The sequence below is a fragment of the Pseudomonas sp. St316 genome (assembly GCF_018325905.1).
Classification (GTDB): Bacteria; Pseudomonadota; Gammaproteobacteria; order Pseudomonadales; family Pseudomonadaceae; genus Aquipseudomonas.
The window spans coordinates 3,265,198-3,277,460 of record NZ_AP021901.1 but is presented as its reverse complement, the minus strand read 5'-3'; the positions used below and the strand labels follow the sequence as shown (position 1 = coordinate 3,277,460).

General features: G+C 54.4%; 12 protein-coding genes and 2 pseudogenes. 10 read left to right on the top strand and 4 right to left on the bottom strand.

All coding sequences use genetic code 11. The features are described 5' to 3' along the window. The first annotated feature begins 99 nt into the window (after positions 1–99). The 7 genes from KI237_RS14745 to KI237_RS14715 all read left to right on the top strand — a co-directional run bounded on the left by KI237_RS14745 (position 100) and on the right by KI237_RS14715 (position 5,905). Positions 100–1,221, top strand: a complete 1,122-nt coding sequence (locus tag KI237_RS14745) for a muconate cycloisomerase family protein (protein WP_212800443.1) — start codon at positions 100–102, stop codon at positions 1,219–1,221. A 26-nt stretch (positions 1,222–1,247) separates the two neighbouring features. Beyond that, positions 1,248–1,538 carry a muconolactone Delta-isomerase gene (gene catC / locus KI237_RS14740; RefSeq protein WP_212800442.1) on the top strand — a complete coding sequence of 97 codons (291 nt, stop codon included), beginning with the start codon at positions 1,248–1,250 and terminating at the stop codon, positions 1,536–1,538. A 54-nt stretch (positions 1,539–1,592) separates the two neighbouring features. Beyond that, positions 1,593–2,519 (top strand): catechol 1,2-dioxygenase, encoded by a 927-nt coding sequence (gene catA, locus KI237_RS14735; protein ID WP_212800441.1) that lies wholly within the window; start codon positions 1,593–1,595, stop codon positions 2,517–2,519. An 84-nt stretch (positions 2,520–2,603) separates the two neighbouring features. Continuing rightward, a complete protein-coding gene (locus KI237_RS14730; protein ID WP_212800440.1) occupies positions 2,604–3,803 on the top strand; it encodes a benzoate/H(+) symporter BenE family transporter in 1,200 nt (399 codons plus the stop codon). Between the two features lie 234 nt (positions 3,804–4,037). Continuing rightward, positions 4,038–4,619, top strand: a complete 582-nt coding sequence (locus KI237_RS14725; protein WP_212800439.1) for a TetR/AcrR family transcriptional regulator — start codon at positions 4,038–4,040, stop codon at positions 4,617–4,619. A gap of 67 nt (positions 4,620–4,686) precedes the next feature. Continuing rightward, entirely contained in the window at positions 4,687–5,454 is a 768-nt protein-coding gene (locus KI237_RS14720) for an MBL fold metallo-hydrolase (protein ID WP_212800438.1), read from the top strand. A 40-nt stretch (positions 5,455–5,494) separates the two neighbouring features. After that, a complete protein-coding gene (locus tag KI237_RS14715) occupies positions 5,495–5,905 on the top strand; it encodes an ester cyclase (protein WP_212800437.1) in 411 nt (136 codons plus the stop codon). Positions 5,906–6,061: 156 nt separating this feature from the next. On the opposite strand, the pseudogene KI237_RS14710 reads toward KI237_RS14715, so the two are convergent. The 3 genes and pseudogenes from KI237_RS14710 to KI237_RS30490 all read right to left on the bottom strand — a co-directional run. Next, positions 6,062–6,640, bottom strand: a pseudogene (locus tag KI237_RS14710) (TonB-dependent receptor domain-containing protein); the annotation flags it as partial. Between the two features lie 126 nt (positions 6,641–6,766). Next, complete coding sequence (locus KI237_RS30995; RefSeq protein WP_212800436.1) at positions 6,767–7,204, bottom strand: MaoC/PaaZ C-terminal domain-containing protein; 438 nt, start codon at positions 7,202–7,204, stop codon at positions 6,767–6,769. Positions 7,205–7,243: 39 nt separating this feature from the next. Further along, positions 7,244–7,456, bottom strand: a pseudogene (locus KI237_RS30490) (acetyl-CoA C-acetyltransferase); the annotation flags it as partial. A 461-nt stretch (positions 7,457–7,917) separates the two neighbouring features. Here KI237_RS30490 and KI237_RS14695 point away from each other — a divergent pair. From KI237_RS14695 to KI237_RS14685, 3 genes are all read left to right on the top strand, one after another. Further along, positions 7,918–8,937 (top strand): AraC family transcriptional regulator, encoded by a 1,020-nt coding sequence (locus KI237_RS14695; protein ID WP_212800434.1) that lies wholly within the window; start codon positions 7,918–7,920, stop codon positions 8,935–8,937. Between the two features lie 354 nt (positions 8,938–9,291). After that, entirely contained in the window at positions 9,292–10,635 is a 1,344-nt protein-coding gene (locus KI237_RS14690) for an MFS transporter (protein WP_212800433.1), read from the top strand. Between the two features lie 45 nt (positions 10,636–10,680). Continuing rightward, positions 10,681–11,043, top strand: coding sequence for a nitroreductase family protein (locus KI237_RS14685; protein ID WP_212800432.1), 363 nt, complete (start codon positions 10,681–10,683; stop codon positions 11,041–11,043). Here KI237_RS14685 and KI237_RS14680 read toward each other — a convergent pair. After that, positions 11,015–12,234, bottom strand: a protein-coding gene (locus tag KI237_RS14680) for an IS3 family transposase (protein WP_376741864.1) whose coding sequence is annotated in 2 segments (ribosomal slippage) — positions 11,015–11,889 and positions 11,889–12,234 — 1,221 coding nt in all. Because the reading frame shifts where the segments join, the coding sequence is not laid out codon by codon here. The genes KI237_RS14685 and KI237_RS14680 overlap by 29 nt on opposite strands. Between the last annotated feature and the right edge of the window lie 29 nt (positions 12,235–12,263).

The window sequence follows — 12,263 nt, the reverse complement described above, 5'->3', positions numbered from 1 at the left end:
CCCATTCGAATGTTTTGATGACTGCGAAACCGTAATCAATCTTGCCTTGTTCCTTGAGCGGAACCAGGTGTCTTTAAGTTCACGTATCGGAAGATTGTCATGAGCCAAGTCCTGATCCATAGCCTATCGGCGGTCATCGTCGACCTGCCGACTATTCGTCCGCACAAGCTCGCCATGCACACGATGCAAAAGCAGACGTTGGTCATTCTGCGTCTGCAATGCAGCGACGGCATCGAAGGTATAGGAGAAGCCACCACCATCGGCGGCTTGTCCTACGGCTATGAAAGCCCGGAGAGCATCAAGGCCAATGTCGATGCCCACTTGGCGCCCGCGCTGGTGGGCATGGCCGCGGACAACATCAATGCAGCGATGCAAAAACTCGACAAGATCGCCAAGGGCAATACCTTTGCCAAGTCCGGTATCGAAAGCGCGTTACTCGATGCCCAGGGCAAACGAGTTGGAATGGCCGTCAGCGAGCTGCTTGGCGGTCGGGTACGTGACAGCCTGGAGGTAGCCTGGACGCTTGCCAGCGGCGATACCGCTCGGGATATTGCCGAGGCCGAGCAGATGTTGGAGTTGCGCCGTCATCGCATCTTTAAATTGAAGATCGGCGCCAATCCTCTAGAACAGGATCTCAAACATGTCGTTGCGATCAAAAAGGCGCTTGGCGATCGTGCCAGTGTAAGGGTCGACGTCAACCAGTATTGGGACGAGTCCCAGGCGATCCGTGGCTGTCAGGTGCTAGGGGAGAACGGAATCGACCTGATCGAGCAGCCTATATCCCGCGTTAATCGATCAGGCCAGGTTCGGCTGAACCAGCGAAGCCCGGCACCCATCATGGCCGACGAGTCCATCGAAAGCGTTGAGGACGCCTTCAGCCTGGCAGCGGACGGCGCAGCCAGCGTCTTCGCACTGAAGATCGCAAAAAATGGCGGCCCTCGTGCGGTACTGCGCACGGCGCAGATTGCCGAAGCCGCCGGCATCGCTCTGTACGGGGGAACAATGCTGGAAGGTGCTATCGGCACTTTGGCTTCAGCTCATGCATTCCTCACGCTTAAAAACCTGACCTGGGACACCGAACTGTTTGGTCCGCTGCTATTGACCGAAGACATCGTGGTCGTGCGACCTCAGTACCGTGATTTCCATCTCCTTGTTCCATCCACGCCAGGTCTGGGATTGGCATTGGATGAAGATCGCCTGGCTCATTTTCGCCGTTCCTGAACCCGCAACACTGTTAGGAGAGAACCATGCTATTCCACGTCAAGATGACCGTGAACCTTCCACTCGATATGGACGCGAGCAAGGCCGCGCAGCTTAAAGCCGATGAAAAAGAACTGGCCCAGCGTCTGCAGCGCGAGGGCACTTGGCGCCACCTTTGGCGCATAGCAGGCCACTACGCCAACTACAGCGTGTTCGATGTACCTAGCGTCGAGGCGCTGCATGACACCCTGATGCAGTTGCCTCTCTTTCCATACATGAGCATCGAGGTCGACGGACTGTGTCGCCACCCTTCGTCCATCCATGCGGACGACCGTTGAACATCCTGCAATAGCTATTCGATCACTCTAAAAAAACAAGATGAGGTGAACACCATGACCGTGAAGATTTCACAGACCGCCGAGATTCAGAAGTTCTTTGAGGATGCCGCTGGGTTGAAAAATGCCGCGGGCAGCGCGCGCCTCAAAAGCATCGTACTGCGTGTACTGAACGATACCGCCCGGATTATCGAAGATCTTGAGATCTCCGAGGATGAGTTCTGGAAAGCGGTTGACTATATCAACCGTTTGGGCGGCCGCAGTGAGGCCGGGTTACTGGTCGCAGGCCTTGGTATTGAGCATTTCCTGGATTTGCTTCAAGACGCCAAGGACGCGCAGGTTGGATTGACGGGCGGTACGCCGCGTACCATCGAGGGCCCTCTTTACGTTGCCGGTGCGCCCATAAGCGAAGGCGAAGTCCGTATGGACGATGGCAGCGAGGAGGGGACCGCCACCGTGTTGTTCCTTGAAGGCCAAGTGTTCGATACGCAGGGTCATCCACTGGCGGGTGCCACAGTAGATTTGTGGCACGCCAATACCAAGGGCACGTATTCATTTTTCGATCAGGGCCAGTCTGAGTACAACTTGCGTCGTCGCATCATTACCGATGCGCAGGGGCGCTACCGTGCGCGCAGTATCGTGCCCTCCGGCTATGGTTGCGATCCGCAGGGCCCGACCCAGGAATGCCTGGACGGGCTCGGTCGTCACGGCCAACGCCCCGCGCATGTGCACTTCTTCATTTCGGCTCCAGGACACCGGCACCTGACTACTCAGATCAACCTTTCAGGAGACAAGTACCTCTGGGATGACTTTGCATACGCCACCCGCGATGGATTGGTTGGCGAGGTGGCATTCAAGGAGGATGGCGCACGAGGTGTCTCGGGGCGGTACGCTGAACTCAAGTTTGACTTCCAACTGCAGCACGCTGTTGCCCCAGCCGCTGAGCAACGCAGTCAGCGCCCACGGGCCCTCCAGGATGCTTGATTAACTCAACAGAACGGGGCCTGCGCAACGGGCTCCGCTCAGGTGATTTGTCGTTCCTTGTTGCGTTGAAAAATTGCGAATGCCATGAAAAGTGTGCTCAGAGATTCTTCGCTATCGGCTTTGGTGGCGGGGATCATTGCAACGTTGATTTCTTATGCCGGCCCGCTTGTGTTGGTTTTTCATGCCGCACAGAGTGCGTCACTTTCACAAGAAATTCTTTCATCCTGGATATGGGCGATCTCGATTGGCAGTGCTGTCATCGGGGCTTTGCTCAGCTTGTATTATCGCGTGCCGATCGTTATTGCCTGGTCCATTCCCGGTTCGGCGCTGCTCGTTACGGCGTTGCCGCAAATGACCATCAATCAAGCGGTGGGGGCGTTTATAGTCGCCAATGCCATCCTTCTGCTGATTGGCGTTAGCGGTGCTTTCGATCGGATCATCGCTCGCTTGCCGGGCTCGATCGCGGCGGGCATGCAAGCTGGCATTCTTTTTTCGTTCGGCATCGAGGTGTTTCGGGTGCTACCGGAGCAGCCAACCTTGGTCCTGTCGATGTTTATTGCGTACATCCTGATGCGCAGAGTCTGGCCACGTTATGCCGTGTTGACAGTCTTGCTGGTCGGTGCGGCCGTCACGATGTTTGGTGGGCACTTGCGAACCGAAGCGGTAGTGTTTGGCTTGGCCACTGCTCAGTGGATCGCTCCTCAGTTTTCTGCCACGGTCATTCTGAATTTGGCGTTGCCGTTGGTTGTGGTGTCGCTGACGGGCCAGTTCATGCCTGGCATGGCGGTTTTGCGCAACGCAGGGTTCAACACGCCGGCCAGTCCCATTATCAGTGTCAGTGCAATTGGCGCGATGCTGTTGGCGCCCTTTGCCTGTCATGGTCTGAACCTGGCGGCAGTTACGGCGAGCCTTTGTACCGGCCGCGAAGCTCACGAGGATCCACGGCGGCGCTATGTCGCTGCACTTTCCGGGAGCGCAACCTATCTGTTGTTTGGTACAGCGGGTGCCACGCTGGTTTCCTTGTTTGCAGCGTTTCCTCGAGCGTTGATCGCAGCACTTGCAGGCTTGGCGTTGTACGGCGCGATCAGCGACGCATTGGTACGCAGCTTGAGTGAGCCTAAAGAACTCGACGCAGGACTCTTCACTTTTCTCGTTACTGCTTCTGGGGTGTCTTTTTGTGGATTCTCCGCCCCTTTTTGGGGGCTGATTTTTGGTTTGGCCGTTCATTTTCTGAAGCGTCCAGAATGTAAAAAACTTTTGGTTAAAGGGAAAACCGACAGCTAGCGAGGCTTGGTCCATGGGTCGATTCAGCGGGCGGTAATCCTGTGCCGCAACCTTATGATCACGGCCTGTATGTCTGGTCAGACTATGGCATCTGCCTGGTGGTGCCACGTGACTGATGAGCTTTGGCATACCGACCAATGGTCTGAGATTGTTCTGGACCGATCGGTCCTTAATGGCTAGAGTAGCTCTCCATACAGTCCAATCGGCTTACGCATCGGAGCGCTCGAATCGATCATGTCCAGACCCCAGGCATTCAATACGCAAGAAGCTTTACACAAGGCAATGGTCGTGTTCTGGCGTAAAGGTTACGAGGCTACTTCGATAACTGATCTTCTCGGCGCCACGGGGCTGAGCAAAAGCAGCTTGTACGCAACATTTGGCGGTAAGCGCGAGTTGTTCATCATGGCATTCGACGCCTATCGTCGTGATCGAACTAAAGACATGCATAGAGCCTTGCAGGCGGGCCCTGCGCGTCAGTCTATCGAGTCCTTCTTCCGTTCTCTCTTCGCTGACATTGGTGACCTGGGCGAATCCCGTGGCTGCATGAGCATCAACCAAGCTGTGGAGATGGCGGCGCATGACCTTGATGTTCGTCAGAGGGTCATGGAGGACTTTCAGCTCATTGAGGAGGCATTGGAGCAAGTGATTGAACGAGGGCAAGAAGATGGGGCATTGGGTAGTCAGAGGAGTGCCCGAGAATTAGCCCGTCTCCTGGTATTGGCTTTTCCTGGATTGCAAGTCATGGCACGCGCCGGATACACAAAAGAAGCGTTGGACAGTGCACTGCATCTGTTGCTGTCGAATTTGGATTCTTAACCGTAGCAAAATTTTATACGTTATGGACCGATCGGTCCAAATCTTAACCAACGCCGAGGAAAATATCGTGAAAGTCACCCAGATACGTAACGCAACGTTGATTATCGAATACGCAGGGACTCGGTTTCTCATCGACCCTTTGCTTGCAAAGAAAGGAGCCTATCCAGGGTTTGAAGGGACGGCTAATAGCCATTTATCCAACCCTACGGTGGCATTGCCGGTGTCGATTGAAGAAATCCTGAACGTTGACGCTGTCATCGTGACCCATACCCATCCCGATCATTGGGACGAAGCAGCTAAAGCCTTGGTACCCAAGCAACTGCCGATTTTTGTTCAGAATGAAGAAGATCGCGCGTTGATCCTGTCCCAGGGTTTCGGCGATGTTCGCCTGATCAAAGGGGCGCAATTTAATGGAGTATCGCTGGCCCAGACCGCAGGCCAACACGGCACCGACGGCGCAATGGCGGCCATGGGCGAGATTCTTGGCCAGGTGTGCGGGGTAATGTTCAGCCATTCAGATGAGAAAACCCTGTATCTCGCTGGCGACACGATCTGGAATCAATACGTCCAGGACACGCTGCGGCAGTTTGAGCCCGAGGTTGTCATTCTAAACGCCGGGGATGCCCAAGTGATCGGGCTCGGCTCCATCATCATGGGTAAGCACGACGTCTACGAAGTTTTCCAGGCAGCGCCTCAGGCGACGCTTATCGCTACCCATATGGAGTCTGTAAACCATGCGGTGCTGACGCGTAAAGAGCTTCGTGAGTTCTCGATGGAGAAGGGCATGACTGATCGCTTGCTTATTCCCGAAGACGGCGAGACTTGCAGTCTCTGATTCAGTAAACGCAAACAGCCATCCAGCAAGGAGAAAGTTAATGTCGGTCGAAGCGAACAAAGAACTGGTGCGAAATTTTTATGCCGCTATTCAACGTGAGGATTATGCGGCTGCGGCGAGTTACTGCCATGAGCATTTTGTTTTCTATACTCAAGTAGACACTCCTATTCCAGGCACAGCAGGATTTATCCAGTCAGAGAAAAAGAATTTCGATGCTTTCGAAGGCTTCACTTTCAAGATCCAATCACTGCTCGCCGAGGGCGATCAGGTGGCGGCATACATGATGTTCGATGGCCGGCAAACCGGGATGCTTGAAGGGATTGAGCCGAAAGGGGCCAGAGTACGATTTTCGTTGATGATGCTCCTGAAAGTCGCCGATGGAAAAATCATTGAAAAGCGCGCTCACTTTGACCAAATGGACATTCGTAAGCAGCTGGTCGCAACTGAGTGAGCCTGAAGGAAATCGAAAAAAGCAGCCTGGCCAACTGCGTTCTTTCAGCGACTTTTTCGAACTTATCGAACGGGAACGACCGGTTGCTCGACATGAAAAGTCCCGCTGGGATGTTAGTCCAGCGGGACTCTTCATAATGCGACGGCATCTGTTTCATCAGTAGCGCCACTGCACAGCGACTTCCAAGCTACGCGGTTCGCCCACGTAATATTGGGTGTTGCTCTGGTGGATGAAGCGGGCATAAACCTCATCCGTCACGTTACGCAAACGCACGCTGAGCTGCACGTGTTTGTCCAGGTCGTGGGTCATGTATAAACCATAGACGGTGTACGAAGGTACCCACGTCGTGTTGGCGGTGTTGGCATAGGCCGATGACACATAGCGCGCGTCCGCCCCGAGTTGCCAGTCAGGAGCCGCGTCATAGGTCAGCCAGAGATTAGCGACGCGGTCTGGGATATTCACAGAGTTCTTGTCTTTGCGTGAGTGCACGACGCCTGCGATGGTTTCATTGAACTCGTCATATTCGGCCTTGACCCAGCTGAAATTACCGGCTGCCAACAGCTTGGGAGTGACCTTGAATGATGCTGCCAGCTCGATACCGGTTGAGGTTTGCTGACCCGCCTGTTCAGTTGTGTTGGGCACCGTCGAGGAGGGTACGCAGATGTCCTTGCGTACGATGCGGTAGGCCGCGGCAGTCGCCGAGCCGCGACCGTCGAGAAAGTCGAATTTGCTGCCTTTGGTCCACGTGTGTGCTGAGACGCCTCAGGCGTCATTCGTATTTTGATGGCAAATAGGCGCAATCTGGGGCAGTTGGTGACTGCGTATCGACAGCTTCACCGGGCGTCCACTCCCTGCGCAGTATCAGTACCGCGACCTCATAAACAAGGACGGTTTCCCCCCCGTAGTAGTGACGTCCACTTTGAATACCACCCAACCTCGTTGACGGTTTTCCGCGTGGGCGAGTGATCGAACGACTTGAGCTGAGAGCTTAAGAATGTCTCCAGGTACTACTGGAGCCACCATTCGAAAACCATCGATCTTCCCGCCCGCCACGATATTTGTTTGAAGCAATATGGCATCACACATTAAGCGCTGCGATATACCGAAGGTCTGTACCCCGCTGGCACAGTGCACACCAAGCGGACTCGAACGGGCAAGGTCAGGATCTATATGAATATCGAGAGGATCGTACTCGGCAGCGAAGGTTATGATCTGCTCCGACGTGATAGGTACAGATTGCGTGGCAACCCAAGTCCTACCAGGGGTAAGGTCTTCCCAGTACAGCTTTTTATTGGTCATGTTTTTCCGCGATTCCATCGTTGAGCACGCGACGCTGGCTTATGAGAGGAGTTCGATCGCAATAGCGGTCGCTTCGCCACCACCAATGCACACGGAAGCGATGCCACGCTTCAGCGTGTTCTGTCGCAAGGCATTTACCAACGTAACCACAACACGTGCCCCGGACGCGCCAATAGGGTGACCCAAAGCGCATGCTCCACCGTGGACATTTAATTGCTCATGTCCGACGTTCAAGTCTCGAATAACAACCATGGGAACCAGTACTACGTTTGCACCCCGGCCGGCCAATTCACGCGCCGATGCCAGTCCGAGTCCAGAGCCTGCGCCGGTGATCAGAAAGACTGAGTTTTCGATGCGCATGATGTTTCCTCAAAAAAATGGCAGTACCGCATAAGCGGTTACTTGAGAGATAAAAGGCCCAACGGCCGGATCGGTTCACTTCTGGTGTCAGCCACGCCGAAGATTGTTGAACCGATAGTGTCGGCGGTCATTGATCCCGACAATGCTCAAACGCCTCAGCGTGTTTGAATGCTTTGGACAATCGAGGTAGGCATCAAGGCTAGGAGGAGGGGAGCACATGCGCTTGACATGCAATGCAGGGAAGCTGGAACGTAGACTGAGAATTTAGGCTCGTCAGGTTGCTCGAAGTAGAATTCCCAAACAGACATGAAGATCAGCATCAAGTCAGAAATTAACTGCACAGAGGAATAAGCGTGCTCATCCAGGACAAGGGAACGACTTCAATTGGATTGGTGCTGGAAGCTCTAGAAGGCGCATCGCGACGCCAACTGGACACATCCATCGCATTGCATCAAGCGCGCATAGACCCGGAACTCCTGACTTCTCCCCAAGCCAGGGTTTCGGCTGCTGCATTCTCCCGCCTGTGGGTCGCTCTTTCAGATCTGCTCGACGATGAGTTTTTCGGGATCGATAGCCATCCCATGCGACGCGGCAGCTTCCGCTTGATGTGCCAGTCTTCAATTGACTGCGAGTCGTTAGAACAAGCGTTGCGACGGATTCTGAAATTCTTACGCCTCGTATTGGACGATATTCACGGTGAACTGAAGCTTGAAGATGACACCGTCGTCATTCTTATCCATGACAATGGAATTGAGCGCCGCCTCTTTAGCTACGGAACATGGCTGATTTTGGTTCATGGACTGCTCTGCTGGCTGGGTAACAGGCGTATTCCGATAAAGGAGCTTTGCTTCAAGCCGAATCGACCGCTGGACGACAGCGACTATCGGATGCGCTTCTGTGAAGAAATTCGGTTTGGTGCTCCCGTTACGATGATTCGTTTTGATCGCACTTTTCTGAACCTCAGGATCGCGCAAAACAAAGCCAGCCTATCGGTATTTTTGAAAGAGTCGCCTGCCAGCCTGCTGGTGAAATATCGTAACGAGGACAGCATTAGCGCTCAGATCCGAATGAACTTGAGAGGCCTGGATCCCGAGGAATGGCCCGAGCTGGATAAGGTAGCAAACACGCTCCGCATGTCTTACTCGACGCTCCAGCGAAGGCTACAAGCCGAGGGGGTTAGCTATCAGCGTTTAAAAGACAATCTGCGTCGTGACATGGCAATCAATCTACTGTGCCAGCCGAACATGACAGTAACCGAAGTGGCCGCTCTCACGGGCTTCCAGGAAAGTAGTGCATTCCATCGTGCCTTTAAGAAGTGGACGGGAGTGAGCCCTGGCGCTTATCGCCGCTCCAATGAACCGGGTGAAATCTAAAAGCCTTTCTTTCGTAACAAAATAGATACATCCCCTCCAGATTACGTACTTAGATCCGCAACGCGTTTCACGCGCCAAATGCCATCGGCATCTCCTCCCCAAAACATCCCGGATCGTTCCTGGCCAGCTTAGGGTGTCCAAATCGGTCAAGCAGAACGATGTCGTCGGGCATAGGCCGCAGCAAAGGCAACTCCTACGATGCGACGCAGGTCACCCTGGCGTTGCATATCAAGTAAACCACCGAGCCTTCCAACCGGTGCGTCTTCATCCTCGATATGGCATCACAGACCAGGTGCCTGACGATACCGATACAAGTTCACTTCACAAAAAAAACAAGATCGAAGGAGACGCGCTATGCAGCCGGTAAACGTTTATACACTCGCGGTTGAGTCGAAATTCAACCGCTTCCATGGACTCATTCTATTTTGGTGCGTACTCATTCTGATCATCGATGGCTACGACCTCGCCGTAGTCGGTGCAGCCCTTCCGGCGATCATGAAAGACATGAACATAGATCCCACCAGCGCCGGCATCATGGCGGGTTCTGCGCTATTCGGAACGATGTTGGGAGCGATTTTTCTTGGCACGCTAGCCGATCGTATTGGACGCCCCAAGATGATCGCAATCTGCGTGGCACTGTTCAGTGTGTTCACTGCTGCGGCAGGCCTCACCAATGACCCGATCAGCTTCAGCATTTGCCGCTTCATCGCGGGCCTTGGCATCGGCGGCGTACTGCCCATTTGCACTGCTCAGATGGGTGAGTTTTCTCCACTCAAACTCCGTACCCGGCTGGTAACCCTCGTTTTCGCGGGGTACTCCGTTGGCGGTATTTTGGTTGCACTGACTGGCAAGCAACTCATTGAGAGTCACGGATGGCAGTGGGTGTTTTATGTGGCGCTGCTACCAGTGCTGCTGATTCCAATGATTCTCAAGACCATGCCCGAATCCATAGGCTACCTGCTCAAAACCGGACGTCAGGATGAGCTGCGAGCAGTTGCTCGAAAGCTAGACCCTGCACTCATTATCGACGAAAACACGGTGATGACCGGAAATGCCACAGTATTGGATAAACAGGACGCGCCAGTTCGTAATTTGTTCAAGGAGGGTCGAGGCTTTAGCACCGTTATGATTTGGGCTGCATTCATGACGGGACTGTTTATGGTTTACGCTCTTAACTCCTGGCTAACCAAGCTGATGGCAATGGCCGGGTTCAGTCTTGGCTCGGCGTTGAACTTTGTGATTGTTTTCAATGTGGGGGCTATCGCCGGTGCACTTGGTGGTGGATGGTTGAGTGACAAGCTAAACATCAAACACGTACTGGTCTGCTTCTACATCGTTGGAGCAATTGCTTTAACCATCCTAGGTTATACGCGCTCAACGGCTTTGCTTTTCCCAGTGGTGTTCATTGTCGGTGCATCGACCCTTGGAACCCAGTTGCTGGCATATGCGTACGCTGGGGATTTCTACCCTTCATCGATTCGTTCAACCGGCGTGGGCTTTGCGTCCGGAGTGGGAAGGATAGGCGCAATCGTCGCACCTGTTCTCATCGGCTGGCTGGTGTCGTTAAACCTGCCACTTGAGAAAAACTTCATGGCCATCAGCCTGGCTGGGCTCATCGGCGCAGTCGCAGTCACCATGATCAATCAGTCGCGCGCTGACTCCACTCAAGTCAGAAAGGCCCCGGCACTGTCTAGCTAATCCCCTGATGCATCTGCCCGAAGCTGAATCCGTGGAGTTGAAGGTATGAAAATGAATCGCTTATCCAAACCGCCAATATCGTCTGAGTTTCTCAGCCAAACGGTTGATTGGGCGATAGCTTCACGACGCAGCATTCGGGCTTTTTTGCCCACTCCTGTACCACGCGAAGAAATTGAATCGATCCTTGATATCGCTCGGTTCTGCGCAACTGGAGTGAACATGCAGCCTTGGCGCGTCCATGTTGTCACTGGAGAAGCAAAGACTCATCTTTCATGTGCCATCGCCGAGGTCGACAACAATCCGTCACTCAGCAACCACCTTGAAGATGCTTATGAATATTACTGGACTTGCCCCTACAAAACCGGACACCAACTCCCTGTTAAATTGATGCTGCCGCCAAGCGCCTGAACTCCCTCGGCGAGCGATATTTCAAAGCGCTGTGCGGATGCTGCTCGTTGTAATGTTCGAAGGCAATTGCCAGGTTACGCAACGCCGTTTCCCGATCCGGTTTGGGCATGTGCGCCACGTAGTCACGCTTGATCGTCTTCACGAAGCTCTCCGCCATCCCGTTGCTCTGCGGGCTGCGAACTGGCGTGGTCACCGGCTGCAAACCGATCTGCCGAGCAAACAGGCGTGTCTGTTCGGCGGTGTACGCCGAGCCGTTGTCGCTTAGCCATTGCACCGGCGTGGTGGGCAATTGATCACCGAAGCGCTTCTCCACGCTTTCCAGCATCAAATCGCGGATATCATCGCCGCTGTACCCGGTCGGGCTTGCCACCCAGCCGATGGCTTCGCGATCACAGCAATCGAGGGCGAAGGTCACGCTCAGTTTGGCGCCGTCCTCGCAGCGGAACTCAAAGCCGTCCGAGCACCAACGCGTATTGCTGGTTTTCACGGCAATACGGCCTTCGTGCCGACGCGGCACGCCGGGCTGTTTGAGTCGACGCTCCAGCAGCAAGTTGTGATCACGCATGACCCGGTAAACCCGCTTCACATTGATCGCCGGCAGCGAATGGGTTTCACGTTCCCGACGCAGTAATCCCCAGACACGACGGTAGCCATAGCTGGGCAACTCGCTGACCTGCTGTTGGATTTCAACCACCAACTCAGCGTCGTCCACAGGTCTGCTTCGCCGTGTCTTGGGCGATACCGATTGCTTGATTCGAACCGTTAATTGCGAGCGCGCCACACCGAGACATTCGCTGACCAGCTTCACTGGTCGTCCCCCGGCAACAAGGGTGAGTGCGCAATCCATTTTCGCGACCGGGCGATCTCCACGGCCTCTTTGAGGATTTCGGCTTCCATCGTTTTCTTGCCCAGAATCCGTTGCAGTTCACGGATCTGCTTGAGCGCATCGCTCAGCTCGGAGGCCGGCACCACGGCTTCGCCAGCACTGACCGCCGACAGGCTGCCGTCCTGATACAGCTTGCGCCACAGGAATAACTGGTTGGCATTGATGCCGTTGCGTCGAGCGACGACCGACACACTTTGCCCTGGCTCAAGGCTCTCGCGAACCATGGCCAGCTTTTGCTCTGGACTCCAGCGGCGTCGCCGCTCCTGGCCCAAAAGCTCCCCACTCTTATCGTTGCTATTAGTCATAAACATAACCGTTTGCCTATCCCTTATCG